The sequence below is a fragment of the Nostoc cf. commune SO-36 genome (genome assembly GCF_023734775.1).
Classification (GTDB): Bacteria; Cyanobacteriota; Cyanobacteriia; order Cyanobacteriales; family Nostocaceae; genus Nostoc; species Nostoc commune_A.
The window spans coordinates 5,540,953-5,567,766 of record NZ_AP025732.1 but is presented as its reverse complement, the minus strand read 5'-3'; the positions used below and the strand labels follow the sequence as shown (position 1 = coordinate 5,567,766).

The following is a 26,814-nucleotide window of genomic DNA, read 5'->3' as shown; positions in this document are numbered from 1 at the left end:
ACTCAACAGAGTTTAAGGAGAAGCAGTGTTAATTCAAAAAGATTGTTGCCCAGATGACTGAAAAATCACTGATTTAAGCTCTTACTCTCTGCGCCAGACTAGCTCATATTTTCAATCAGCAATGTCAAGGATTAAATCTTGGGAATTGGGCGAACTATACCTCCTCGTGTCGCAACTGAATCCTAACTTCTCCAATTCCCATTTCCTCATCCATACTCACCACAAGGAGAAAATAGATAATGGTGCAACTATTAGTTAAACAAGAATCCAAACATTGGATTAATGTTGCTACTTCTTTATCTACGGAATTAGCAGCTACCGCAGTGGAAAGAGATAATAAGGCAGGGCTGCCAGATATAGAAATCCAACGGTTGCGAGAAACTGGTTTACTACCTTTGGTTGTACCAAAAGAGTATGGTGGTATTGGTGCGACTTGGGCAGAAGCTTTAAAAATAGTCCAAGAACTCTCGAAGGCAGACGGTTCAATTGGACAGTTGTATGGCAACCATCTGAATTTAACTGCCTTGGCTCATGTTTCAGGAACACTAGAGCAAAAGGAAAGATATTATCGGGAAACTGCCCAGAAAAATTTATTTTGGGCTAATGCCATTAACACTAGAGATACAAGGCTGAAAATTACCGCAGAAGGTGAAAATTTTCGTGTTCATGGGGTCAAAAGTTTTGGTACAGGTGTCGCCATTGCAGATTTCCGCGTTTTCGCTGCCATTCAAGATAATGTAGAACTACCGTTAGTATTCATAATTCCCAAAGATAGGGCTGGTGTCGCTTCTAATCAAGACTGGGACAATATTGGGCAAAGGCGCACAGATAGCGATACATTCACTTTTTACGATGTTTTGGTAAAAACAGATGAAATTTTGGGATATCCTCATCCTCCTGATGGTGCTTTTAGTACATTTTTGGGAATCATCGCCCAATTGACGAAAACTTATGTTTACTTGGGAATTGCTGAAGGAGCATTGGCAGCTGCTAAACAATACACTGTTACTCAAACCAAACCTTGGATTACGTCTGGTGTCGATAGTGCTACTCAAGACCCCTATATTTTGAATCACTATGGAAACTTGTGGGCAGAACTGCAAGCAGCAATTAGTTTAGCTGACAAAGCTGCTAGCCAAGTACAACAAGCATGGGACAAAGAAGTTAACCTGACTTTTAAAGAAAGGGGAGAAGTAGCAGTTTCGGTTTTTGCAGCCAAGGCTTTTGCTACTCGCGTTGCCTTGAATCTCACCACAGGTATTTTTGAAGTTATGGGAACTCGTTCTACGGGTAGTAAATACGGCTTTGACCGTTACTGGCGAGATTTACGTACTTTTACGCTTCATGACCCTGTAGATTATAAGTTGCGCGATATTGGCAATTGGGTACTGAATGAAGAATTACCCTAGTCACGCAATATTCCTAAAGTTTCCGCCACAGTAGACCTCAAATCGGTTGCTTAAGGTGGGTAAAACCACCTTAATTCCTTCTTTTTAATTGCGGATGCAGTTAAGTCAAAAGACCAAATCTCATACATTCGCCGTTAGGCGTTAGCGTTGCGTAGCAAAAAATAGGCGCAGAAGCGCAGAGATAATTAGAGGTGAATTAATTCATGAAAGATTTCAGAAAACAAATTGCATTCTGGAAAAACCGACACATCACTCGTCGTCACGCCTTATTTGCTTTTGGTTACAGTTTAGTACTTACTACAGTATTTAGTTGCAGTAATTCACCAAATAATTCTCAGCAACAATCAGCTTCATCGGCTTCTAATGTAGCTAGTAGTAATACTATTGCCAAGAAAGTAATTAGAATTGTCCGCTCTAAACAACTGACTGCCCTAGCCGTCTTAGAACAAAAAGGTATTCTAGCAGAACGATTAAAACCTTTAGGATATAGGGTAGAGTGGCCAGAATTTGCTGCCGGGCCACAACAATTAGAAGCTTTAAATGCAGGCGCACTTGATATTGCCTCTACAGCCGAATCTCCTCCTGTTTTCTCTCAAGCAGCCGGCGCACCTCTTGTATATCTAGCAGCTAACTCTTCTGATGGGCAAGCAGTTTCACTGTTAGTTCCTAAAAACTCTCCTATTCAAAGTGTCAAAGATTTAAAAGGAAAAAAAGTAGCTTTTCAAAAAGCATCAATTGGTCATTATCTTATACTTCGAGCCTTAGAAAAAGAAGGTTTAAAGCTTAGTGATATAGAATCAATCGGTCTAGCGCCTCCAGATGCTAATGTGGCATTTAGTCAAGGTAAAGTAGACGCTTGGTTTATTTGGGAACCATTTGTTACAAGAAATGTCCAAAATAACACGGCACGGGTTTTAACTGATGGTGGTAACGGCTTGCGAGATACTAACAATTTTATATCCACAAACCGCAAATTCTATCAAGAAAATCGAGAAGTCATCAAAGTCTTTCTAGAAGAAGTGCAAAAAGCCCAAAATTGGTCTAAAAATAATCCTAAAGAACTTTCCAAATTGCTCTCTGGAATAACTCACCTTGATCCACCAACATTAGAGATTATGCACAAAAAGTATGATTTTACGCTGATACCAATTACCGAAAAAATTATTAATAAACAACAACAAGTTGCAGATAAATGGTACAGCTTGGGACTAATACCTAAACAAGTAAATGTCAGAGATGGTTTTTTAACTCCAGAACAATACGCCGAAATCACTCCCCAAGAAGTTCTGGCTAAAAAATAATATTTGGAAAGTTTGCAATCAATTTTGAAAGATAATTATGTCTACACTCACCCTAACTAACTTTGAAATTACTGCTTTTGATACACCTTTAGGATCTGTAGTGACTGGATTTGATGCTAGTCAAACGATTGAACCTGAAGTTATCTTAAGATTGAAGCAGGAATTAAGAGAACGCCACATTCTCATCTTCAAAAATCAAAACCTGACTGATGAGAAATTCTTAAACTTTGCTTTTCATTTTGGTTCTCTATTTGTCCCGCCAGATGATATCCCAGTTCTTGCTTCTCAGCCAGGAGTCACACCCGTAATAATTCCCGTTTCTAATGTTGATGGTGGCTATACTGGAACTGGTGAACTAACTTTTCATTCTGATCATCAAAAAAATGGGTAGAAACCCCGTGCTTCTAGCACGGCTTTATATTGGGAGTCGTGTATCTCACAGAATAAATGCTACAATGTGAAAATGACACAAAAATCTTTCAAGTACCGCTTTTATCCGACTCCTGAGCAAGAAACCTTGCTTCGGAGAACGATGGGCTGTACTCGATTGGTCTATAACCGCGCTCTCGCCGCAAGGACTCAAGCATGGTATGAAAGACAGGAACGAGTAGGCTACGCTCAAACTTCGAGTCTGTTGACAGACTGGAAAAAACAAGCCGAACTTGATTTTCTTAACGATGTCAGTTGTGTGCCGTTGCAGCAAGGCTTGAGACATCTGCAAACCGCTTTCACTAACTTCTTTGCAGGAAGGGCGCAATACCCAAACTTCAAGAAGAAGCGCAATGGCGGTAGTGCAGAATTTACTAAATCTGCTTTTAAATGGCGTGATGGTAAATTGTTCCTCGCTAAAAGTTCGGAAGCTCTGGACATCCGATGGAGTCGAGCCATTCCCGATAATGCCGAACCCTCCACCGTTAACGTGAAGCTCTCGCCCTCTGGACGTTGGAGCGTTTCTTTGTTGGTGGATATTGAGATTGATCCATTGCCGGAATCTCCTAACTCTGTTGGGATTGACTTGGGTATCACGAGTTTGATTGTTCTCTCTACGGGTGAGAAGGTTGCAAACCCTAAAGGTTTTAAAGCAAAACGCGCCAAGTTGCGTATTGCACAAAAATCTTTGAGTCGTAAGCAGAAAGGGTCTAACAATCGCCATAAGTCTCGTCTTAAAGTCGCTAATATCCATGCCCAAATTAGTGACGCTCGAAATGATTTCCTTCACAAGTTGACAACTCGGTTGGTGAGAGAAAACCAAACCATCGCCGTAGAAGATTTGGCTGTGAAGAACATGATCAAAAATCGGAAACTCGCTCTTGCTATCAGTGATGCGAGTTGGGGTGAACTGGTCAGACAGTTTGAATATAAGTGCGATTGGTATGGCCGCACTTTGGTTAAGATTGACCGATGGTTTCCGAGTTCTAAACGATGTGGCAATTGTGGACATATCGTTGATAAATTACCGTTGAATGTACGAGAGTGGGATTGTCCTAAATGCGGGACACACCACGACCGGGACATCAATGCAAGTAAGAATATTTTGGCGGCAGGGCTTGCCGTTTCAGTCTGTGGAGCGAACATAAGACCCGATAATTCTAGGATTAAAGGGCAGTTGCAAAATACCCGCAAGGGAAAGAAGCAGAAACCTAAGTCGTGAGTCTTAGGAATCCCCGCCGTTCACGGTGGGGAGGATGTCAAAAGTGGACTCCTTATCCTTCTAGTGGTTCTTTACTCTATGCTTTGGAAGTACCCAATGAAGGTGGAGATACTTACTGGTTAAATTTGAATTTGGCTTATGAAACCTTGGATGAATCTATCAAGCGTCGGATTGCAGATTTGCAGTTGATTACCTACAATCCGTTTTTAAATCAACCAAATACACCGCGTTCTAAATACCGTCTCGATAAGAGTATTCCTCTAATTAGCCCGGTATTTCCTCACCCTCTAGTACGGACACACCCAGAAAGTGGGAAAAAGATTTTATATCTAGATTACGCCACAGAAGTGGAAGTTGTCGGACTAGATCCGCAAGAAGGATCTGAATTAATTGAACAGCTGCGATCGCATTTACATCAACCTCGATTTTATTATCAACATAAATGGTCTGTAGGCGATATTGTCTATTGGGATAATCAAGCAACTTTGCATTATCGTCAAGCATTTGATCCCAATCAACGCCGGGTGATGAAACGGATAAGTTTAGCGGGTAGCCGTCCATTTTGAGGAAAAACCCCATTTAGTTGAAAAAATAAGTTGGCATAAAATAACTCCGGTTTCTTGAATAAACCGGGGTTTTGTACTTTATGACGATTTAAGTTTTATTGATTGAGAATATATGAAGTTTATCTCCAAAAATATTAACGTTAATTATTCAGATTTTTTGACGAACTTAGATAATATATATTATAATCTACACAAAAGCTATCGTTTTACCGTTCTTTGTTTGGATTGAAGGCAGAAATCGAAATGGCATTAGCTCAACACATCAATATCCAAGACGCTAAAAAAGTAAATGATTATTTCTTGTGGAAGATATTACTACTTGGTACAGATTTTTTAAAGCAGCTATGGTGGCACACTAAAGCATACACAACAGTTTTGGGTATTATGTTGTTGACCTTTGCCAGTCTCGGATTTTTATATATACATTATATATTTGGAAAAAAATAAGTCGATTGATTCAACATGAAACTGTTGTAGAACAAAAATGACCATATATAAAAAATTGCAAATTACATCTTATCTGGCTCCCAATTGGTTTGAATTTTATCAGGCGATCGCAGCTTATTTAGGTCGTGTTTTAAAAGTAGAATTCCAACTACAACAAGGAGAACATGACCCCTTGGAAGACTCCCTATTATTCCAAGACCAGATAGACTTAGCTTTTATTTGTGGATTGCCACTAATTCGCTATAGTCAAATAGTTTCAAATCAATTGCAGACTTTAGTTGCGCCAGTAATGCAATCATCAAGATATAGCAACTGCCCTGTTTATTATGCAGATGTTATTGTCAATGCTAATAGTAATATCAAAAAGTTTACAGATTTAGCAGGAAAAACATTTTGTTATAATGATCTGGGTTCTAATAGTGGTTATAATTTACTTTCTCATAAATTAGTTCAACAAAAATATCCTGAAAATTTCTTTGGCAAAACGCTACAATCAGGTTCACATCAGCGTTCAATTCGCTGGGTAGTTGAGGGATTGGCAGATTGTGCAGCGATTGATAGTGTGGTGCTAGAACAGGAATTAAAGGATTTTCCTGAATTATCACAGCATTTGCGTGTGGTGGAAGTGCTGGGGCCTTCTCCGATGCCACCATTGGTAGTAGCACAGCGTCTAGGTATATCTTTGACTCAGCAAATGCAGTTGGCATTACTCCAACCAGATGCAGAGTTACAAAAAGTGATGAAACAGTTCGGAGTCAGACGTTTTGCCGCAGTGAGTTTGGAAGATTATCAGATATTAAATCAGATTTATAAAGACCGCTCTTGTGTTAGCTTGTCTAGGTAAGAAATAAAATAAAAGCTCAAGCAGAGGCACAAAGAGAAGGAAATGGGTTCTCAATTATCTATCTCCCAATCTTCAGTAAGCAAATTATTAACGCGCTTGAACTCCCTAGTGTTATGGGTGACAAGGGTTAAGTTATTTGTCAGTGCGATAGCGGCAATTTGTAAATCATAAGCTCCAATTGGAGTACCTAATGCTTCTAGTTGAGAGCGAATCGTTCCAAATCTCATTGCTGCTAGATCGTCAAAAGTTAATGATATAAATTGTGCTAAAAATTCTTGTTGTAAGGTAAGATTACGTACTGGATTGGCACTTTTCATTGCGCCATAAAATAGTTCAGCTTTGACGACTGAGCAAACGGCAATATCTTTAGTTGCAGTGGATTCTAGTTTTTGCTTTAAGGTGGAATTTTTTCCACGCATATAAATAATGCAAGTGTTAGTATCTAGCAGGAATTTCACAGGATGTGTTCACGTTCTTGTTGTTGTCCTTGGGGATGGCGAAAGAATGTTTCATCTTGGATACATCCATAAAATTGAGTCAGGGGATATTCTGGGGTTTCAGTTTTGGTTTCTGGTTGTAAAGACTCAATCAGGGTTTTTAGTAATACCAAACCTCGGTTAATATCTAATTCTTCAGTGAGTTCAGCCAAAGGAGATTCACGGAAAAAGTCTGAGAGTTTGCTTGGTTGATCTGGGTGGGCGTTGTTATTGTGTGTGGTCAAGCTTTGAGCGAGAAGTTGGATAATATACAGTTTATCATTGGGCGAAAGCTGAAGGAGTTGTTGTTCGAGTTTTTGGATAGCCATGATGAGGGTGTGGAGGATAATTTTATTTTGCACTAGTTTTTAAGACACGGCATAATCCCAACTCTGCTGTTGTGTCGACAATACCGCATCTTGATAAACTTGCCCAAATAATACTCGCTGTGCATGACTCCCTCCAATCTCATGCAAGCGTGGTAAAACAGGTTTCAGTTCTACAACAGTCGTGTTGAAATCGCCTTTGGCATGAGCTACCATTCCTCTAGCTGCGGGAATTGCTAACTCTACCCAACTCCGTCGCAGGAAAGGATTAATACTCAAAGTGTGATACTGCATACTCTGAAGCATTTGGTTCACCCAATCATGGTGTCCGGCTTTGGCAAGGGCATAAACATAATGCAAATCCTGAAATGGTAATGCGTGTTCATCAATCCGGCTATAAAGATAAGGACTGATGCCTTGCCAACGGTTCTCCACATTTACACCATGCAACTCTAGGCGCAATAATAATGAAATTGCTCCTACTTGGTCTTTAGGAGATTGTTTGTTAGCACGTTCCCAAATATGCGTATCGTAGAGTTTGAGAACTTTTTGGTAGTTTCTTAACTGCAAATAATATAATGCAATGTGCCACCAGTTATGAGTGTAGAGCATGGAGTTGCAGTTTTCCCAGGTATCTGCAAAACTTTCCATCCAAGCTATCCCCTCATCGACTCTTCCCTGAGTTTCCATGACATGAGCTAAAGCATGATGCGCCCAAGGATCATATCTATTCAATGCGATCGCTTGACGAGCTGTCTTTTCTGCTGCTTTGAGTTGGTGACATTGTTCTAATCCAAAGGCTACCATGCCATATAAATAATGTTGTTGAGGATTGCTAGGTAAAACCTTCTGGGCAATTTCCAGTAATTTTTCTTTATTTCCTGTATAAAAATAGTGATACTGCCCCTGCTGCACAGATATTAAATCACGGGGAAATTGATTAGCAATCTCTTCATGAGTGGCGATCGCTACATCAATTTCTTGATTTGCCCAAGCTAAAATCGCTTGCACATATAACTTTTCTCTGGCAGTAACCTTGGTGCAATACTGTTTTGCAGTTTGCAGATATGGTAGAGCTACCTGCCAAGCTTTGCGATTTTCTTGGGTGAGATAATAAGCAGCCGCATAAGCATGAGCTAATGCACAAGTAGGATCTGCTGCAATTGCTTGTGAAATTGCTGTTTCTGCATCTTTACCATAACCAAGCATCTGATCGATAAAACGGTTAATGGCTGCTTTCGCATTGGCTGAATCTGTTGTAACTATTAGTCCTTGTGCATCTTTAAACATGATTAATTCTTTGCTGCAAGATTTATGAAGCAAGCTATAAACTACGGTAAGTCTACAGGAATAATGTAATTTCAAGTTTAAGTATGTCATAGCCACCACAAAACCGCAAGCACTAAAATACTAAAACTCTACCGACTAACAGTATTTAGTTTTGTAAAGGTATTGCTTTGCTTGACTGGCTGTGCGATAGTCTAAAAGTGAATTAAATAATACGGTAAACTGACAAAATTACCGTATTTTAAGTCCAGGAAATATTGCAGCTACTCTGACTATAGATATCATGCAGCTACTTTGGTTTATTCCAACTCACGGTGAAGGGCGCTATCTTGGTACTGCCATAGGCGGGCGGGCAGTCAACTTTGATTACTGGCGGCAGATTGCCCAAGCAGTAGATCATTTAGGTTTTGCAGGGGCATTACTACCTACAGGCCGTTCATGTGAAGATGCCTGGGTTTTGGCATCAACTTTGGTGACACACACCAAGCGGATGAAGTTTTTGGTGGCTATTCGTCCGGGGTTGATGTCGCCGGGAGTAGCAGCACGAATGGCAGCAAGCTTTGATCGCATTTCTGGTGGAAGGTTGTTGATTAACGTCGTCACCGGTGGCGATCCGGTGGAATTAGCGGGAGATGGATTGCATCTTTCCCATGATGATCGCTACAGATTAACAGATGAATTTTTGGCAGTGTGGCGAGAGATTGCATCTGGAGAAACTGCCGACTTCCAGGGAGATTATCTGAATATCCAAAGTGGTAAGCTATTATTTCCCACAATCCAGAAACCTCATCCGCCTCTGTGGTTTGGCGGTTCTTCTCCGATTGCTCAAGAAATTGCAGCCAAACACGTAGATGTATATTTAACTTGGGGCGAACCACCAGAACAAGTTGCCCAAAAGATTGCCTCTGTACGTCGGTTAGCAGCAGCCCAAGGGAGAACATTACGTTTTGGGATTCGTCTCCACGTGATTGTGCGAGAGACAGAAAGCCAAGCCTGGGATGCAGCGAACGATTTGATTCGCTACGTAGATGATTCGGCGATCGCCAAAACCCAACAAGCATACGACGCACGCATGGATTCCGAAGGACAACGCCGGATGAAAGAATTACACAACGGCTCTCGTGAAGCCTTAGAAATTAGCCCGAATTTATGGGCAGGAATCGGTTTAGTGCGTGGTGGTGCTGGCACAGCCTTAGTAGGCGATCCTAATACCGTTGCTCAGAGAATGCGGGAATATCAAGAAATAGGTATCGATACCTTTATCTTCTCTGGTTATCCTCATCTAGAAGAAGCATATCGAGTAGCAGAATTACTTTTCCCTCGTTTACCCCTAGAAAATCAGCCAACACTAGAACCGCAACTATTGAGTCCCTTTGGTGAGGTTGTAGCCAACCAAGAATTCCCCAAACAGCAAATCGCCACCGTAGATTAAAAAACACTCCGCGCACCTCTGCGCTTCCCTTTGCGTACCTCTGCGTTTAAAATCCCAAAAGGTTTAACTTACCATGACAAATATATTAGCGATCGCAGGCAGTCCCTCCCACCCTTCCAGAACCTACGCTATTTTGGAATACGCTGCTCAAATTCTGTCACAGCAAAAAAATTTACCCACAAATATCATCTCTGTGCGTGATTTACCAGCCGAAGACTTAGCTTATGGACGGTACGATAGTGCCGCATTACAACAGCCAAAAGCACTGCTAGAAAAAGCAAGCGGTGTAATTATTGCAACACCCATTTATAAAGCAGCGTACACAGGTGTACTCAAAGCATTTCTAGATTTATTACCCCAGAAAGCTTTGGCTGGAAAAGTTGTGCTACCTATAGCTACAGGTGGAACCATAGCACATTTATTATCAGTAGAGTATGCCTTAAAACCTGTGCTAGCAGAACTAGGCGCACGGCATATACTGAGTACAGTATACGCAGTCGATAAGCAAATTCAAATCCAGTCAGATGGTAGCGTGCAACTTGATGAAGAAATAGACCAAAGATTGCAAGATGTCCTCAAAGAGTTTGCTCTAGCGGTGAATCATTCCCAGAATGTTGCCAAAGAATTTGTCCATGCTGGCTAGTTAATCAGAGTTATCCTTACTCCTTTCCTACCAGCAGCCGGGTGATTTCCATCCATCTGCTATTTTTTATTTAAAAATCATGGAATTAACACATTCTTGACCGGGATTATGGTGTTTCCTATTGCTATTTCATCTAGATGTCTGTAATATCTATGACTAAATCATCAAATACTAAATTTTGATTGATTAAGTGTAGATTAAGCTAAGGGGTCTAAAGTCAGTATGTGGACGGATATCTGGAATCAATGGAAACGCACTTCTTTGAGAAGCTTTGTGTCACTGTTTTTGGTACGAGCTATTTTGAGCGTAGCGATCGCAAGTACGGCGGGTGTATTTACTTTTTTGATTTATCAAGCATAGGTAATTTGGATATGGTTGCTGACAATCAGATCATTCACAAACAAATTCGCCTGAGAATTCCTCGGAATTTTCATCAAGAACCTGTGATTTCTCGTTTAGTCTCGGAATATGGACTAACTATTAATATTACAGCCGTGATTTTGGGTGCAAATGCTGTTGGTGATGGTTGGTTTGACCTCAATTTACAAGGTACAACAGCACAGATAGATGCTGCTATCAATCATCTTCAGGATATAGAGCTAGAAATCTGGGACGAAAACAGCGTCAGTAGTTGGTGATTAACCTTTTCTTCTGGAATATTCTTATGCCACAACCTGAAGTCACCCCAATTGATAGCCGCATTCGTATACCTCAGCATTACCAGCGTCAACCTTTGATTTCTCGTTTGGTATCCCGCTATGGTGTCACAGTTACAGCAAATTGCAATCAAACGTGCTACAGATAAAAGTGCTGAAAGCAATACTGGGCTTTGTTTTAGGATTTATTTTTGTGGTGGGTTTGATCGAAAACTGCTGTAACATCACGGCGGCGATGCTCACGCCAGCAGAAAACTATGGTTGGTTTAACTTGCAACTCCAAGGCAATTCAGAACATATCAGTGATGGTTTGCTGTATTTACAGAACTTGGGAGTAGATTTAATGCAGTTGAGTATCCCCGGCAATGTGCAGGATAATTTTAGTTCTCAGCCGTTTCCCCACTCAAGTCACAAATTTTCACCTTTGCCAATACCTCAACATCCTCCAACCTACGAAATTAAAAACGGTCAATCTTACCGACTACGCTTGCAGATTTGCATCTTAAAAGATTATCACCAAACACCAATCATCTTTGACTTAGTTTCTCGTTATGGAGTTACAGTCAATATTATTGCAGCATCACTGCTAGCCAATCAGCAAGATGATGGTTGGTTTGATTTAGATATTTGGGGTAAGCCAGAGCAACTTTTTTCTAGTTTCAATCACTTAAAAATGCTAAATTTACCACTGTGGATAGACACATCTTCTTTGCATGGACATATCATTTAAGGCGAATGTTTGTCTATGATTTCATTTATTAATCAAAGCAGTAGTATGAATCAACTGCGGGTGCGTTTATATATTCCTCAATCTTACTGGCAAGAACCAATTATTTCTCGGATAATTTCTTGTTTTCAGATAACTGTTAATATTACCGGGGCTGAACTAGAAAAAAACACTAATATTCCAGGGCGTTTTGACTTAGAATTGCGAGGTTCTATGTCTCAAATTGGTGATTGCTTAAATTATCTGGAATCTTTAAATATCAAGGTTTTAGGTAAAGCGAATGCAGATGGTGATAGTTGGTACTGTTAATTTTTAAAATATAAATACTAAAAGTTGGTAGGATAATCGTAGTTTAATTGAAAATATACTAAATTGGAAGAATGCCGACGAGAATACAACTGCTGCGATCGTTGATCGGATTATTCACCTTGGCTGGGAAATTCTTGTTGAGTTAGGATTGCGGACTGCTGAATATGGCGTGTAGAAACCGGATTCTAAATAGACTTGGGTTTCCTAATATTTAAATTGTTTGCCCCATCCAAACACTCTTCAATCATTAAGCTGCTTTTAGAGGATGTCTCCTGGATGACTTGATTAGTAGATAAATGAAAATCAACGCCTAACTACACTAAATTTATCAGGTAACAGTAGTATTATGACAGATAGCTTAAAAAAACAAAACTATACCCTCTTGGATCTGTCTGCGAAAGTGGAATATGCGCTATTAGCACTTTTAGAACTAGCCAACCATTATGTTCACAAAACACCCACAACCATGAGTGACATATCTGCCAAGCATCCAATACCAGAGCGTTATCTAGAGCAAATTCTTTCAAGTCTGCGGCGTGCGGGTGTGGTGCAGAGTCAACGTGGCTCTAAAGGTGGTTTTGTTTTGGCGCGTGAACCTCGGCAATTAACGTTATTAGAGGTCGTGATTATGTTGGATGGAGAACAGAAAGAAAAAGAGCTTCCTTCTGAAGAAAATTTGGAAAAAAGTTTGGTGTCGGAGATTTGGCAGCAAGCAGATGTTGCTGCACAAACTATTTTGAGCCAATATACCATCCAAGACTTGTGTGACCAGCGCGAAGCACGTTTACAGAAGAGTCAGATGTATTACATTTAGCAACATAAGAATGCAGATTAGCTAGAGAAGAAGGTTTATCAGAGTTGGAAATAACTGCATTCAATTAAAAACTTCCAAATTCAAAAATATTCAACAGACATAGGAGTGAAAAATAACTTAGAGACGTAGCAGTGCTAAGTCTCTACAAGGATTACAGGTAAATCTTTCACTCCAGAATATAACTACTCAAATAATCTAGAGGAACTGTGAACACATAGTATAGTACACCCCCATCGAGGAGAACCACAGCTAGACTCGCATAAGTATCCAACGGTCTGGCGGTTGATAAGTATCCTCGTCAATATCTCGACGAACAGCGAATAATGCTGAGTTGAAAGTAATACTGTTAACACACCAACTAAGGCAAATGCTAAACCTAACTTCCAACCATTACCAGGGGGTTGTGGTGCTAACGGAGGGCGAATGATCCGCAATCGTACAATCAAAACACCAAAACCCATCAGCGCAATACCACTCCGCATCCATGCTAGATAGGTACGTTCATTTGCTAAGTGATCTCGAATTCGGTCTGACCTATACTTCTTTTTTTCTAAATTCTTCACTTCTAACTTTTCTGCTTCTATCTTCATGCAATTTATGTGTTCAAATAGTTATTCAAAATTTTCACTATTCAATTTATTTTACAAAAAAATAACAATACTTTGAAAAATAAAGCTATATTTATTTTTCAAAAGTTTAAATATAAGTAAATGATTTTTTAAGTTTTTTGATAAATCATTGTTATTGAATCTCTGTAATTAATATACTACTTATTTGCCTCTGTCTTTAATCATATAATAATATAAATCAAAAACAAAAGAGCCAGAACAATTCTGACTCTGAGCTTTTATTCAAGATTCTGGCTAAATTTACCTAAGCTGTCGCGTATTTAAATTTTATAATTTTGGGTCTAAAGCCCTTCCATAGCCTAGAGGCAGCTGAAAAACTAGATGTGTGGCAGCCTATTCAATCTATACTAGTCAATTAATCATCAATTTTCGCAGTAGTAATTCCAGCATCTAGCGCGGCTTGCAAGTTTTCAGGAATAACCCAGTTAACTTCACCAGATTGAAAAACTTTTGCAGGTGGAAGATTGAATTCAATTTCTCCAGTTTCGGGGTTGGTTGTGGCAACTAACCGAGTTCCATGAACAATCTTAAAAGCTTGAGCAGGTGTGGCTGCTTGTTCTTCTGTAGCCGCTTGTCCAGGAATATAAACACCTTGACAATCCCATTCATCATCGGTTTCTGCGCCACTAGAGAGCAGATATAATTCATTGTCGTAGGTTGAGGTAGATTTTTTTGGTTTCTCACCGTATATTAACAGTGTTTTATCGGTTTCATTGCGACAGATTCCCACAGAATCTTCACTATTTTCCAAAATGTACTTTTGGTATTTCAAATTAGTGATTTTTTGCTCAATTTCTGGTGTAACTCCTTGAGCTTGTTTATCCTGTAAAGCAGATTCTAGTGATTTGGTGAGTTCTATATAGTCTGGATCATTAGCTAATTTTTTTCCTGCCCAAGATGGTTGAGCAATGATCAAGTTCACTATCAGCAATAAGCAAACAAGGGTAATTTTAACAAGGGTATTTTTGAAAAGTTTCATGTGTTTCTCCTAATAAATTAGTTTTTTCAGATACCAACTACCTAATTTAAGGTATTAATTGAGCATTATTTCATCTGTCTATTGATGCAACTTGCAAATATAAAAGCTCATTTTTGTCTAACCCCAGCTATAACTTCGGCTTCAGAAACGATCCAAAGAAAATCCATAATTTTCTCGCCAAATGTTATTGCCTAAAATTAACAGGTAAGAACCAATACTTACAGAGGTAATGAAAGCTAAGGCAGGAGTTTTCTAATGTTTGACTTTCTATTAAAATAGAAACACCTAATCCCATTAAAATGAAGGGGACTAAGAATTACCGTAGCGAGTGATTGCAGAAGCGATCGCCTTGATCTTAGTTTAAATGATAGGCTGTAAAACACCACACACCTACCATCACGAAGAAAACTACCAAAATCACAAGTAAGTTATCCCATGTATTGGTAGCAAACATTGGCATATAGATACTGATATTGTCACCCCCATTAGCGATGGTAACAGCTGCTACACCGTAAGTTTGGGGTGAAAGGAAATTGCTCCACCAAGCTTGCGAAGATTCAGGAGTGTTTACATCTTCTGTATCGCTAGTCTCTTGATTTAGCAAGCGATTGATACCAATCATGATTGGAACAATACCGAGTAGACCAATCCAAGATTCTGGTAGGACAAACTTGCCAAAGAAGCTGGGTAAACTGGCGACTACTAACGCACTAAAACCCAAGTACTGACCGATAACGATGTGACGACGGCGAAAGCAAGTATTTACCTGTGAGAAAAAACAGCGACAGAACAATAATATCGTCGAGATTGGTAGCAACAAAAGCCGTGAGTCCTGTAGGTATAGCAGTCAGTAGTTCGCTCATAGGTGTGTCGTATATCCTCAATGGTATTGACTGTCAAACATCTATATCAGTGAGATAGAGGTTGCGAGTGGGGAAAATTCGGAATTTCAGAAAATAGTTAGTGTAGTTAGCACTTTCGCTAAAGGCATAGTTTCACTCTATGGCTACTTATCAATAAGAGCAAACAGTCTTTTTTGTTATATCCATAAACTGAGTTTATGGATATGCCGATATAACTGCAACCACGTAAGTAATTGAGAATATTGATAGCTATCTACAGCTTTCCGCTAAGTTTACCGTATAATTCTTTCAGAGTGTTCAAAATCACTACTATACAACCCTGTACATATTCCAAATGACGCTGGAACAGTTGCGAATTTTTTTAGCTGTGGCGGAAATGCTGCACTTTACCCGTGCAGCAGAAGCACTTTATATTACTCAACCAGCAGTCAGTGCTGCTATTCAAACTTTAGAGGCAGAATATGGAGTCAAATTATTTCATCGCATTGGTCGTCATATTGAAATCACAGATGCGGGTAAATTATTACAAGGTGAGGCGCAAAAAATTCTACTCCTGCTCCTATTAAATGTTCACAAGCTATTGTTTCAAAATATTTTGGAAACATACAGCGCTTCCCGCTATTATGCAATACAGTTTTTCTTATTGCCTCTCTCCTAACATAGCTTTTAGCTTTGAGGATGTACCTCATAGCTGCCGGAAGTGCTGTATATAGAGGTTTGGATACAAATCCTAGTCCGTTCAATATCATAGCTTTAACTACATGACCTGGACTGACTTTTTCTCCTTTCTCTTCACCTATTAATTCATTAATTATTTCTACCAATCCTATCGCGTCTATTATTCCTGCTACTATTCCTAAATGGTCTATGTTCTGAATTTAAATGTCTTCCGCATTCAACATTACAACACCATTCTCTACAACTTCTGTTGCAATTCTCTCATTTATCTTTTTGTTATCAATTATTTTTAACTATGAAGTTTTCTCTTGCTTCTGTCTTCATCACACAACTTTCTCTTCTCGCTAAATCACCAGACTTAATACTACTTATTCTCATTAAGTCTGTTAAATTTTGAATCTAACTTAGTTCCTGTGTACTACTCTGTCCGCTTTTTGTTGATGTGTGACAGTTGGGGTGCGGAAGGTGGGTTCTATATCAGCGCCATTGAGCGTCATATAAAGGGGGAGCGCACAATATCCATTGATGAAATGACAGGTATTCAAGCCACTGAACGGTTAGAAAAGGATTTGCCAATGCGACCAGGCAAAGTCGAAAGAAGAGAATTTGAGTACATCCGTCACGGCTCGCATTGCTTAATTGCCAATTCGATGTTGCTACTGGTCAAATTGTCTAGCCGACTTGTTCAGATACAAGAACAGAAGTTGATTTTATCCTTCATGTTCGCCGAACAATTGAAACTGACCCAGATGCCAAAAAATGGTATCTGATTATGGATTATCTGAACACTCATCAGTCTGAATCCCTGGTTCGTTTAGTTGCACAAATGGAAGGTTTGGATATTAATCTGGGCATTAAGGGAGAAAGTGGCATCCTCAAATCAATGAAATCCCGCACGACTTTTTTGCGTGACCCAACACACCGAATTGTGTTGCATTACACTCCTAAACATTCTTCATGGCTCAATCAAATTGAGATTTGGTTCACTATTTTGGTTCGCAAGTTACTCAGAAGAGCCAGTTTCGTCAGTCAGGATGATTTGAAAAATCGAATCCTCAAGTTTATCGACTACTTTAACAAAACAATGGCTAAACCTTTTAAGTGGACATATGAGGGCAAAGTTTTGGCTATTTAATGGTCTGCTTATTTCCGCCGCGCTGTACTAGCTCAAAGCCTTGCTTCACAATCGATTTCACTTTATGTGCGAATTGCATCGGCTGAAACCCGTGTAGTTTCGTTGTCAATTACTGTATAGTTTGAGGTATTGCCAGATTATCCTCTCAAGAGTTGCTTCTATGATTACTCTACCTGGTATTGTCATTCAAGACAAGATATACGAAAGTTCTAATTCTCTAGTTTATCGCGGTATCAGAGACGATGGAGTAGGGATAATTGTAAAAATGCTAAAACTTGATTATCCCTCACCTCAAGAACTAACCCGCTACAGACAGGAATATAAAATTACCCGTTCCCTCAACTTGGAGGGAGTAGTGAAGGCATACAGTCAGCAAGACTATCAACGCACTCTGGTGATTCTCTTAGAAGATTTTGGGGGAGAGTCCCTAGAGCAATGGATGCACAATCGCCCAGATATCTTCTGCCCCATGCCTTTATCCCAATTTTTAAGTCTTGCGATCGCCCTCACAGACATTCTAGGCAAAATCCATGCAGCTAATGTCATTCATAAAGATATCAACCCTGGAAACATAGTACTCAATCTGGATACTGGCGTTGTCAAAAAATTATTGACTTTGGAATTGCCACCCAATTTAACCGCACGAATCCGACTTTCAAAAGTCCTCATGTTTTAGAAGGGACACTCGCATACCTATCTCCAGAGCAAACTGGGCGGATGAACCGTTTACTCGATTACCGCACCGATTTTTACTCCCTTGGTGTGACATTTTACAAACTACTAACCGGACATCTGCCGTTTCCCACAACAGATATCCTGGAACTAGTCCATTGTCATATAGCTAAACAGCCTATTCCGCCTTATGAAATAAATAAAACGATTCCTAAGCCAGTTTCAGATATCATTCTCAAACTGATGGCGAAAAATGCAGAAAATCGCTATCAGAGTGCTTGGGGAATCAAAGCGGATTTAGAAATCTGTGACTGAACAATTAGCAAAAATCGGTCAAAATCTCTAGCATTCAACTGGCGCTTCAAGACGTTTCGGGGTCAGTTTCAAATTCCCCAAAAACTGTATGGACGGGATCAGGAAGTTGCAATGTTACTGGCGGCGGTTGTTCGCGTAGCGTGTCCGGAGGACAATCGTGTAGCGTGTTCAGAGTCAAATCCCGTTGCTTCTCTACCAAACAATTCAGAAACAACTTCACAAAGCGAACAAAGAGGCAAACCAAAATTCCAAGTCGAAATGATGTTGGTATCTGGCTATGCTGGCATTGGGAAATCTGCGTTAGTGCAGGAAATCTATAAACCAATTACCCAAAAGCGTGGTTATTTTATCTCTGGTAAATTTGATCAATTTGGGCGCAATATTCCTTACAGCGCGGATCGCAGATGCTCTGCAAAAATTAGTGCAGCAATTGCTCAGTGAACCAGACGAACAAGTGCAACAGTGGCGATCGCTCTTACTTACAGCTTTAGGAACCAACGCACAAATCATCATTGATATCATCCCAGAAGTTGAATTAATTATCGGCAAGCAGTCGCCTGTACCAGAAGTGGGAGCAACTGAAGCTCAAAATCGCTTTCATCGAATCTTTGGGCAATTTGTGCGGGTGTTTTGTTCAGAAATCACATCCCCTGGCGATCTTCTTAGATGATTTGCAGTGGATAGACTCAGCAACGCTGAAGTTAATCGAGTTGATGCTGCTTGATGAGCAAACCCAATCACTATTTTTAAATGGAGCCTATCGAGATAATGAAGTAAATCCAACGCATCCATTAGCATTAATGCTAGAGAGAGTGCGAAAACAAGGGGCAGTCCTTCAGGAAATTATCCTAACACCATTAACGCTTAAGCCGTGAGTCAGGTAATTGCCGAGACGCTACATCAGAATGCAGACACAGTTAGTCCATTAGCTGAGTTGGTGTTGCGTAAAACTCGAGGGCAATCCTTTTTTTGTGAATGAATTTTTGAGAATGCTGTATAGCGAAAATTTATTGACCTTTGATGCCCAATACTTAAGCTGGGAGTGGAACATAGCTCAGATCCAAGCCCAAGATATCACTGATAATGTTGCGGAGTTGATGCTTCACAAGTTGAAGAAACTGCCAGAGAATACACAGCAAATTCTCCGGTTAGCTGCTTGCATTGGTGCTGAATTTAATTTAGATACTCTATCGATTGTTTGTGAGAAGCCACCCGAAACGATTTTTCAAGATTTACTAACAGCCATACAAGTTGGATTAATTCAACCACTATCTGAATTAGATGAAAACTTGTTAATTCAAGAGTATAAGTTCTTGCACGATCGCGTGCAGCAAGCAGCATACACCTTAATCGATGAGTCGCAAAAACAAATTGTTCATTTACAAATTGGTCGCAATCTCCTCGGAAAAATTTTGCCAGAGAAACTATCAGACCGACTGTTTGAAATTGTTGATCATCTTAATCATGGAATTGAGCTTGTCACAGATCAACTAGAACGCAATGAAATTGCTAGATTAAATTTAATCGCCGGACAGAAAGCAAAAGCTGCGATCGCCTATAGCGTGGCTCAAAAATATTTAGCCACATCAAGAGTTTGGCTAGCAGCTTCTAGCTGGCAAACAAACTATGACTTGACATTAGATTTATATTTAGAAACAACAGAAGTCGCGTATTTGTGTGGCGATTTTGAGCAAGTAGAATCGTGGGCGGCGATCGTTCTACAATCAGCCAAAACCATTTTCGACATCGTGAAAGTTTACGAAGTCAAAATTCAAACCGACATCGCACAAAACCAGCTATTAAAAGCAATAAATACTGGATTGCAAGTATTGCAGAAATTGGGATCAGTTTTCCCGAAAAACTGAGTCAGTCAGATATTCAGCTTGAACTAGACACAATCATATCCCACTTTGACAACAAACCAATCCAGGACTTGATCCAATTGCCAGAAATGACTAAACCGGAAAAGCTAGCAGCAATGCAAATCCTCTCAAGGATAACGCTTGCTGCCCATCATGCGGCTCCTGATTTGGTGTCTTTACTTGTGTTTAAACAAGTCAACTTGTCAATTCAGTATGGCAATATGTTTGTGTCTCCCTTTGCTTATGCCAACTTGGGGTTAATTCTTTGTGGAATGGTCGGAAACATTGAGGCTGGCTATGAGTTTGGGCAGCTTGCATTAAGGCTGTTACCCCATCTGAAAATCCATTCACTTAAAGCTAGAACATTGTTCATGGTGACTAATTTCATCATCCATTGGAAAGAGCATATTAGGGAAACATCGAAGCATTTCTGGAAGCTTATCAAAGTGGTTTGGAAACTGGAGATTTAGAGTTCGCTGCCTATTGCGCTTTCACTTATTGCCTCCAACTCTTCATTGTTGGAAAGGAACTTGTCGAGGTTGAACACGAGATGGCAAAATACTGTGAAGCAATCCATCAAATTAAACAGACAACATCACTCACTTGGACTCAAATATTTCAGCAGTCTGTCTTAAATTTGATGGGATGCTCGGTCAATCCATCCCGTCTCGTTGGCGAATCCTATGACGAGGAAAATAGACTGTCACACCATGAAATAGATGCAGTTATACTGTTTTTGGTACATCTCAACAAACTTATTCTATGCTATCTATTTTCTGAGTATGTTCAGGCATCTGAGAACGCAGCCATAGCGGAAAGTTATATGATCCGCGTCATTGCAACCCCCCTCGTTCCTTTGTATTACTTCTATAGCTCTCTAGCAAGACTCGCAATATTTCCTAGAAGCAGCGCTCAAGTGCAGGAGGAAATCCTCAAAAACGTTGCTGTTAGCCAGGAGCAAATGAAGCAATGGGCAGCTTATGCGCCAATGAATTATTTGCATAAATATCATTTAATGGAAGCAGAGATTGCACGAGTTTTGGGTCAGTTACTTGAGGCAGAAGAATTCTACGAGCAAGCCATACAAGGAGCTAGAGACAACGAGTATTTGCAAGAAGAAGCATTAGCTTATGAATTAGCTGCTAAACATTATCTGGCAAGAGGTAGAGAAAAAATCGCCCAAACTTACATGAAGGAAGCACATTATTGCTATGAACGATGGGGAGCATCTACGAAAGTCAAAGATTTAGAAACTCGCTATCCCCAGCTATTTCCTCAGTCGTCGGGCATGGCTTACGCGCCAATCCCCAAAACTTCTGTCACCACATCTAATCACTCACCCATCGCTTTCGATTTAGCAGCAGTGATGAAAGCTTCCCTTACGATTTCTCGTGAAATTGAATTGGATAAGTTACTCAGTTCCTTGATGAAGATATTAATCGAAAATGCTGGCGCACAAACAGGATTTTTGATTTTGGAAAACTCAGGGAAATGGGTGATTGAAGCTTCTTGTGAACTCAATGACGGTGAGAAGGTCTGGGCTACGCAAGTGCTGCAATCGCTCCCAACTGCAAATAATCTACCTGAATCAATTATTAATTATGTTATCCGTACTCATGAATCTGTCATATTAAATGATGCAACTCGTGAAGGTCATTTTATCAATGAACCATACATTCAGCACAACCAAATTCAATCACTGCTCTGTTTGCCACTCCTGAATCAGAGCAAACTTGTCGGCGTGTTGTATCTAGAAAATCAATTAGCAACTGGGGTATTTACACCAGATCGATCGCAAGTTCTGAATCTACTTTCCACTCAGGCAGCGATCGCAATTGAAAATGCCAAACTCTATGCAAAGCTTGGGGCAAGCGAAAGCAGGATGACTCAATTTCTAGAAGCAGTTCCGGTGGGCATTGCCATCATCAATGCAGAGGGTCGCCCTTATTACGCCAATCAACGGGGCATTCAACTCATGGGTAAAGGGATTGATCCTGCTGTGCCACCGGAGCAAATCTCAGAGGCTTATCAATTTTATGTGACGGAAACGGATCAAATCTATCCCACTGAAAAACTGCCAGTTATCCGGGCGTTAAGCGGCGAATGCACCACCGTTGATGACATGGATATTCGCCAAAACAATGCAACCATTCCAGTTGAGGTTTGGGGCACTCCAGTCTTTGACGAACAGGGCAAGGTGGCTTATGCGATCGTCGCCTTTCAAGATATCACTGAGCGCAAACAAGCAGAGAAACTGCTAGCCGATTACAACCAAACCTTAGAACAACAAGTCACCGAGAGAACTTTACTACTTTCGCAGGAGATTGAAGAGCGCCAACGAGTGGAGAATGCCTTGCGACAAAGTGAAGAGCAACGCAGGCTGACGATGGACTTCACCCACATCGGTAGTTGGAGCTGGAATATCACGGAGAACAAAATAGATTGGAACGACAATCATGCTCGATTGTTGGGGTTAGTTCCCGGTGAGGTTGAGAGCAGCTATCAGGTATGGCGCGATCGCGTTTATCCAGAAGACATTTATCGGGTTGAGCAAGCTGTTACAACAGCTCTAGCAACTTATACTGATTTTGAAGCCGAATATCGAGTCATTCATCCAGATGGCAGTATTCATTGGCTGGTAGGTCGAGGTCGAGGCATTTATGACACAGATAGACAGCCTGTGCGGATGTTAGGAATAATTCTTGACATTAGCGAACAGCGAAACGCTGCACTGCGCGAACAAAAACGCGCTGAACAAGCCTCAATTCTGGAAGAACGCAACCGCATGGCGCGAGAAATTCATGATACACTCGCTCAATCTTTCACAGGTATTCTGCTTCAGGTTGGAGCAGCAACACAAGTGCTGGCGGATGACCCAGAAGCAACCCAAGTACATCTGGAAATGATTGAGGAACTAGCACGCGCTGGGCTAGCAGGCGCACGGCGATCCGTATCAGCACTCCGCCCTCGGCTACTAGAAGAAGGTAATTTAGAGAGTGCCCTGCATCGTATAGTGGCTCAAATGCGATCGACGACCGACACGGCTCTGATTTGCGAAACTCAGGGTACAGCCTATTCCTTACCAACCGAAGTGGAGAATAACTTACTCAGAATTGGGCAGGAAGCATTAACCAATGCGATTAAATACGCTTGTGCTGGCGAAATTCGGGTTGAATTGGTGTACAACGAGACACAGTGTATCTTAAGGGTTAAAGACGATGGCAGAGGCTTTGGAGTAGGTAGCATTCCTTTGAGCGGTGGGTTCGGCTTATTAGGAATGAGCGAACGAGCAGAGCGTATTGGCGCACAACTAACGATTCAAAGCCAACCTGGTCAAGGAACAGAAATTATTGCCACTATCAATCGAGGGTGAGAATTACGATGAGCCAATCCACTACGATTCGGGTGCTAATTGTTGACGACCATGCCATAGTTAGAAAGGGATTGGCAACCATCATTAATCGCGATCCAGAAATGACAGTGATTGCTCAAGCTGAAGATGGGCAACAGGCGATCGCCGCATTTCGAGAACACCAACCTGATGTCACACTAATGGATTTACGAATGCCCAAAATGGGAGGTGTTGAAGCCATTATGGCTATTCGTGCTGAATTTAAGCAGGCTCGGATCGCGGTACTGACAACCTACGATGGCGATGAAGATATCTATCGCGGTTTACAGGCGGGCGCTCAAGGCTATCTGCTTAAGGATTCTAAACTTGGCGAGCTTTTGAATGCGATTCGCGCCATTCATAATGGTCAAAAATATATTCCGCCAGAAGTAGGCGCAAAATTATTGCAGCGAATCAGCAATCCAGAACTCAGTGAACGAGAGTTGGAAGTGCTGCGTTTGATGGCACAAGGAATGGGGAATCAGGAAATTGGGACTGCTTTGATTATTGGTGAAAGTACCGTCAAATCGCATATAAATCGGATTTTGAGCAAATTGGGCGTGAGCGATCGCACTCAAGCTGTGATTATTGCTGTTAAGCGTGGGATTGTCAGTTTGTAAGCTGTACTAAATTTGGTATCCAAATTCCAACTAAAGTTGGAGGCAATTTTCGACTGCGAGATGGATAGGTTTATCCATCACTCGATTGTACAAAAATGTCAACCCTGTGTGGACGACAAGAGAAGGTCAATTGTCTATATTGAATCCATAGCAATGTTAGCGCAGTTGGGTTGTAAGGCAAAAGTATTGCTTAATACAAACCGAAACATGACTTACGACCGCAATAATCATTCTTTATTCGTTCCGCCTTCAACCCACGATCATATTCAAGGTGCGCTGAATGCTGCTGTAGTCTTCGTCATGTATGGAGATTATGAATGTTTTCAAAGTGCCAATGTCTATCGATTGATTAAAGTTGCCGGGCAACAATTGAAGGTTTCGTTTGGAGAAAACAATTTAGGTTTTATCTTCCGTCATTTTCCTCAAGTACAGATTCATCCACATGCTCGACGGGCAGCCGAAGCCGCAGAAGCCGCCGCGGCTCAAGGGCAGTTTTGGCAAATGCACGAGATGCTATTCATCCATCAACAAGAGTTGGAGAATGGCTATCTAGTAGAGTACGCCAATCGTTTAGGACTTGATATTTCTCAATTTTTGCAGGATTTATCCAGAGGTGTGTATGTCGATCGCATCAATGCGGATATCGAAGGTGGACTGCAAAGTGGAGTGGAGGCTGCGCCCGCTTTGTTTATTAATGGAATTCGCTATCTAGATCGCTGGACTGTTGAGCAGATAATGGCAGCTATTGTTGCTGCAAATTATTAATGTTTTTAGTGCTTATCTTAATAAGTATTTCGTCAGAGAGTATTTCATAACTTCTATACCGACAACAAAACCAGAGATTTGAGCAATTTAGCAAGAATACAGAGGCAAGCCCAATAATAGTTTTTACAGGGAAAAAAGTTCAAAAACGCCCAGATTAGGAGATGTATAATGAAATCAATAACACTTCAAAACTCAATTCATCAAATTACTTTTGTGTTATCTAAAGTATTCTTATCAACAGCACTGGTTGCAGAATTGATTGGAGTTTCACTAACTAGTACAGCGATCGCTTCAAGTGAATTACATCGGTTCGCAGCACCTGTCTCGTTCCCAAAATCGCGCGTTTTAATTGCAACAGCCTATACCGATATAACCTTACCTACTTTGCGGCGAGGCGATCGAGGTAAAAGCGTTAAAATATTGCAGAAAATTCTCTTAGATAATGGTTTTTTAGGAGCCGCAGGAGTCAGATTAGGAAATCCGCGTGGTGTGAGTGTTGATGGAGTGTTTGGTTCAATTACCGAATCTGCGATCAGAGATTTGCAAAAACGATACAAAGTTCCAGTGACAGGAGAAGTGAATCCTCGCACCTGGGAAGTTTTGGATATGAATGAAAATCCTTATCGTTCGCCACTTCCCTGGAAATTATAATTATTTACCAAACCTAGCGAGGCAGATATATAATGATCAACTTTTCCTTACCTGTCTGGTTAAAACAGCATCGGCTAGTTGTTGGGGAAATGCTGCTTGCGATCGCCATGACAGCCTGTACTGCTCTAACCTCACAATCACTTGCAAGCCCCTCGAAGACTTCATCCTTAGTCTCTCACACCCAAAATGCCACCGCCGAGCCGCTTGAGCAACAAGCAGTTCAAGTCATTCGTGATTACTACAGTGCGATCGCTCGTGCAGACTATAAGCAAGCTTACTCGGCTTGGTATGGAGATGGCACTGCCAGCAAGCAGTCATTTCAGCAATTCAAACAGGGTTTTGCCAACACCAAATCTACTACTGTCAAGGTTGGAGAACCCAGCAGAATAGACGGAGCGGCAGGCTCATCCTATATTGAAATTCCTGTCACTGTTACTGCCATTACTAAGAATGGAACTCAGCAGCGATTTCGCGGTAGCTATGTTCTGCGACGAATCAATAATGTTCCTGGCTCAAATCCAAATCAGCAGCAATGGCTCCTTTACTCGGCGAAGATTACTCGAATTAATTAGTTTTCAGTAAACCTGTCATTTGCTGCCACTTAATTCGCAAAAGCCTCGCCATAACTTCTATACGGACGACAAGAATCAGAGATTTCAGCAATTTAGCAAGAATACAGAGGCGATCGCAATGATAGTTTCTACATGGAAAAAAGTTCAAATATTGTTACTGTGGTTACTTGCATTAAGTGCTGTCGTTGGGATATTAATGCATCCAACATTAGCCACCGCCAAGGAATTACCTCAAGCCTCCAACTCTAAACCTGCGATCGTTCTCGGTCATGGGGCTTTTGCTGACGGTACATCAAAATCATTTTGGCTTCTTAATAACTACCTTACCATCGTCGCCGATCACACCACAACTGATGGTAAATATGACCTGGTTGAGGGCTATTTCCCTCCTGGTGCCCAGACTCCACCCCATCGCCATACACGCTATTCAGAACAACTTTATGTGTTGGAAGGAGAGTTCACTGTCTGGGTTGGTAAGAATAAGGTTGTGCTAGGCCCAGGTGAAAGTGCCTTCATTCCGATGGGCACACCCCATGTTGTCGCTGCACTCAGTGACCAGCCAGCTCGCGGGTTAGTCGTTGCTTCGCCCAGTTCCTTTGCTCACTTTGTTGAAGCAACAGGGACGCTAAACCAGAATGAAGCACCTGACATGGAATTGTTGAATCGCATCTCTAGCGAAATTGGCGACGAAATTCTGGGTGCGCCCGGAGATATCCCTTAGAGAAGACGTTTTTCTTTCTTCTTCCACTCTTTGTAATGATTAAGCTTTTTGAATGCTTATCTTAAGGATGAGG

Annotated in this window: 26 protein-coding genes and 4 pseudogenes; 23 read left to right on the top strand and 7 right to left on the bottom strand. The window is 40.9% G+C overall.

Going from position 1 to position 26,814, the window contains the following annotated elements:
- Positions 1-239: 239 nt before the first annotated feature.
- From ANSO36C_RS25325 to ANSO36C_RS25295, 7 genes are all read left to right on the top strand, one after another.
- Positions 240-1,409, top strand: coding sequence for an acyl-CoA dehydrogenase family protein (locus ANSO36C_RS25325; protein ID WP_251956776.1), 1,170 nt, complete (start codon positions 240-242; stop codon positions 1,407-1,409).
- 203 nt (positions 1,410-1,612) lie between these two features.
- A complete protein-coding gene (locus ANSO36C_RS25320) occupies positions 1,613-2,710 on the top strand; it encodes an aliphatic sulfonate ABC transporter substrate-binding protein (RefSeq protein ID WP_251956774.1) in 1,098 nt (365 codons plus the stop codon).
- Between the two features lie 37 nt (positions 2,711-2,747).
- Positions 2,748-3,101 carry a TauD/TfdA dioxygenase family protein gene (locus ANSO36C_RS25315; protein ID WP_251956772.1) on the top strand — a complete coding sequence of 118 codons (354 nt, stop codon included), beginning with the start codon at positions 2,748-2,750 and terminating at the stop codon, positions 3,099-3,101.
- Positions 3,102-3,173: 72 nt separating this feature from the next.
- Entirely contained in the window at positions 3,174-4,361 is a 1,188-nt protein-coding gene (locus ANSO36C_RS25310) for an RNA-guided endonuclease InsQ/TnpB family protein (protein WP_251956770.1), read from the top strand.
- Complete coding sequence (locus ANSO36C_RS25305; protein WP_251956768.1) at positions 4,358-4,927, top strand: TauD/TfdA dioxygenase family protein; 570 nt, start codon at positions 4,358-4,360, stop codon at positions 4,925-4,927. The genes ANSO36C_RS25310 and ANSO36C_RS25305 overlap by 4 nt, the downstream gene beginning before the upstream one ends.
- A 243-nt stretch (positions 4,928-5,170) precedes the next feature.
- On the top strand, positions 5,171-5,374 hold the full coding sequence (locus tag ANSO36C_RS25300; protein ID WP_251956767.1) for a hypothetical protein: 204 nt from the start codon (positions 5,171-5,173) through the stop codon (positions 5,372-5,374).
- 37 nt (positions 5,375-5,411) lie between these two features.
- Positions 5,412-6,218 (top strand): phosphate/phosphite/phosphonate ABC transporter substrate-binding protein, encoded by an 807-nt coding sequence (locus ANSO36C_RS25295; protein ID WP_251956765.1) that lies wholly within the window; start codon positions 5,412-5,414, stop codon positions 6,216-6,218.
- A gap of 50 nt (positions 6,219-6,268) precedes the next feature.
- Here ANSO36C_RS25295 and vapC read toward each other — a convergent pair whose 3' ends face one another.
- The 3 genes from vapC to ANSO36C_RS25280 are packed head-to-tail and all read right to left on the bottom strand — an operon-like array spanning position 6,269 to position 8,310.
- On the bottom strand, positions 6,269-6,676 hold the full coding sequence (gene vapC, locus ANSO36C_RS25290; protein ID WP_251956763.1) for a type II toxin-antitoxin system tRNA(fMet)-specific endonuclease VapC: 408 nt from the start codon (positions 6,674-6,676) through the stop codon (positions 6,269-6,271).
- Positions 6,673-7,056 carry a hypothetical protein gene (locus ANSO36C_RS25285; protein WP_251956761.1) on the bottom strand — a complete coding sequence of 128 codons (384 nt, stop codon included), beginning with the start codon at positions 7,054-7,056 and terminating at the stop codon, positions 6,673-6,675. The genes vapC and ANSO36C_RS25285 overlap by 4 nt, the downstream gene beginning before the upstream one ends.
- A 6-nt stretch (positions 7,057-7,062) precedes the next feature.
- On the bottom strand, positions 7,063-8,310 hold the full coding sequence (locus ANSO36C_RS25280) for a tetratricopeptide repeat protein (RefSeq protein WP_251956759.1): 1,248 nt from the start codon (positions 8,308-8,310) through the stop codon (positions 7,063-7,065).
- Positions 8,311-8,590: 280 nt separating this feature from the next.
- On the opposite strand from ANSO36C_RS25280, the gene ssuD reads away from it, so the two are divergent.
- The 7 genes from ssuD to ANSO36C_RS25245 all read left to right on the top strand — a co-directional run bounded on the left by ssuD (position 8,591) and on the right by ANSO36C_RS25245 (position 12,888).
- Positions 8,591-9,739: an FMNH2-dependent alkanesulfonate monooxygenase gene (gene ssuD, locus ANSO36C_RS25275; RefSeq protein WP_251956757.1), complete on the top strand. Its 1,149-nt coding sequence runs from the start codon at positions 8,591-8,593 to the stop codon at positions 9,737-9,739.
- Between the two features lie 73 nt (positions 9,740-9,812).
- Positions 9,813-10,382 carry an NADPH-dependent FMN reductase gene (ssuE, locus tag ANSO36C_RS25270; protein WP_251956755.1) on the top strand — a complete coding sequence of 190 codons (570 nt, stop codon included), beginning with the start codon at positions 9,813-9,815 and terminating at the stop codon, positions 10,380-10,382.
- A gap of 371 nt (positions 10,383-10,753) precedes the next feature.
- Positions 10,754-11,020, top strand: coding sequence for an NIL domain-containing protein (locus tag ANSO36C_RS25265; RefSeq protein WP_251960437.1), 267 nt, complete (start codon positions 10,754-10,756; stop codon positions 11,018-11,020).
- Between the two features lie 26 nt (positions 11,021-11,046).
- Positions 11,047-11,187: a hypothetical protein gene (locus ANSO36C_RS25260; RefSeq protein WP_267145373.1), complete on the top strand. Its 141-nt coding sequence runs from the start codon at positions 11,047-11,049 to the stop codon at positions 11,185-11,187.
- Positions 11,175-11,768, top strand: a complete 594-nt coding sequence (locus ANSO36C_RS25255) for an NIL domain-containing protein (RefSeq protein WP_251956753.1) — start codon at positions 11,175-11,177, stop codon at positions 11,766-11,768. The genes ANSO36C_RS25260 and ANSO36C_RS25255 overlap by 13 nt, the downstream gene beginning before the upstream one ends.
- A gap of 15 nt (positions 11,769-11,783) precedes the next feature.
- Positions 11,784-12,074 carry an NIL domain-containing protein gene (locus tag ANSO36C_RS25250; RefSeq protein ID WP_251956751.1) on the top strand — a complete coding sequence of 97 codons (291 nt, stop codon included), beginning with the start codon at positions 11,784-11,786 and terminating at the stop codon, positions 12,072-12,074.
- Positions 12,075-12,420: 346 nt separating this feature from the next.
- Complete coding sequence (locus ANSO36C_RS25245) at positions 12,421-12,888, top strand: RrF2 family transcriptional regulator (RefSeq protein WP_190947379.1); 468 nt, start codon at positions 12,421-12,423, stop codon at positions 12,886-12,888.
- A gap of 166 nt (positions 12,889-13,054) precedes the next feature.
- Here the strand turns inward: ANSO36C_RS25245 and ANSO36C_RS25240 are convergent.
- From ANSO36C_RS25240 to ANSO36C_RS34465, 3 genes and pseudogenes are all read right to left on the bottom strand, one after another.
- Positions 13,055-13,478: pseudogene (locus tag ANSO36C_RS25240) on the bottom strand (YidH family protein).
- 394 nt (positions 13,479-13,872) lie between these two features.
- A complete protein-coding gene (locus ANSO36C_RS25235) occupies positions 13,873-14,496 on the bottom strand; it encodes a hypothetical protein (protein ID WP_251956750.1) in 624 nt (207 codons plus the stop codon).
- 355 nt (positions 14,497-14,851) lie between these two features.
- Positions 14,852-15,316 (bottom strand): cadmium resistance transporter, encoded by a 465-nt coding sequence (locus tag ANSO36C_RS34465; protein WP_323374502.1) that lies wholly within the window; start codon positions 15,314-15,316, stop codon positions 14,852-14,854.
- Between the two features lie 377 nt (positions 15,317-15,693).
- Between ANSO36C_RS34465 and ANSO36C_RS25225 the strand changes: the two are divergent.
- Positions 15,694-15,909, top strand: a pseudogene (locus ANSO36C_RS25225) (LysR family transcriptional regulator); the annotation flags it as partial.
- A gap of 157 nt (positions 15,910-16,066) precedes the next feature.
- On the opposite strand, the pseudogene ANSO36C_RS25220 reads toward ANSO36C_RS25225, so the two are convergent.
- Positions 16,067-16,237: pseudogene (locus tag ANSO36C_RS25220) on the bottom strand (DUF4277 domain-containing protein); the annotation flags it as partial.
- A gap of 213 nt (positions 16,238-16,450) precedes the next feature.
- Here ANSO36C_RS25220 and ANSO36C_RS25215 point away from each other — a divergent pair.
- The 8 genes and pseudogenes from ANSO36C_RS25215 (at position 16,451) to ANSO36C_RS25145 (ending at position 26,741) form a co-directional block, all read left to right on the top strand.
- The gene (locus ANSO36C_RS25215) at positions 16,451-16,807 is read left to right on the top strand and encodes a hypothetical protein (RefSeq protein ID WP_251956748.1); all 357 of its coding nucleotides are present in this window, start codon (positions 16,451-16,453) and stop codon (positions 16,805-16,807) included.
- Positions 16,750-17,172, top strand: a complete 423-nt coding sequence (locus ANSO36C_RS25210) for a transposase (protein WP_410174726.1) — start codon at positions 16,750-16,752, stop codon at positions 17,170-17,172. Before ANSO36C_RS25215 ends, ANSO36C_RS25210 begins: the two co-directional genes overlap by 58 nt.
- Before the next feature lie 160 nt (positions 17,173-17,332).
- Positions 17,333-23,394 (top strand): annotated as a pseudogene (locus ANSO36C_RS35050) (AAA family ATPase).
- Positions 23,395-23,402: 8 nt separating this feature from the next.
- Positions 23,403-24,032 carry a response regulator gene (locus ANSO36C_RS25165; RefSeq protein ID WP_251956739.1) on the top strand — a complete coding sequence of 210 codons (630 nt, stop codon included), beginning with the start codon at positions 23,403-23,405 and terminating at the stop codon, positions 24,030-24,032.
- A 207-nt stretch (positions 24,033-24,239) separates the two neighbouring features.
- On the top strand, positions 24,240-24,797 hold the full coding sequence (locus tag ANSO36C_RS25160; RefSeq protein ID WP_251960435.1) for a DsbA family protein: 558 nt from the start codon (positions 24,240-24,242) through the stop codon (positions 24,795-24,797).
- A gap of 168 nt (positions 24,798-24,965) precedes the next feature.
- Positions 24,966-25,448, top strand: a complete 483-nt coding sequence (locus tag ANSO36C_RS25155) for a peptidoglycan-binding domain-containing protein (protein ID WP_251956738.1) — start codon at positions 24,966-24,968, stop codon at positions 25,446-25,448.
- A 32-nt stretch (positions 25,449-25,480) separates the two neighbouring features.
- The gene (locus tag ANSO36C_RS25150) at positions 25,481-26,020 is read left to right on the top strand and encodes a nuclear transport factor 2 family protein (RefSeq protein WP_251956737.1); all 540 of its coding nucleotides are present in this window, start codon (positions 25,481-25,483) and stop codon (positions 26,018-26,020) included.
- 118 nt (positions 26,021-26,138) lie between these two features.
- The gene (locus tag ANSO36C_RS25145) at positions 26,139-26,741 is read left to right on the top strand and encodes a cupin domain-containing protein (protein ID WP_251956736.1); all 603 of its coding nucleotides are present in this window, start codon (positions 26,139-26,141) and stop codon (positions 26,739-26,741) included.
- Positions 26,742-26,814 lie beyond the last annotated feature (73 nt).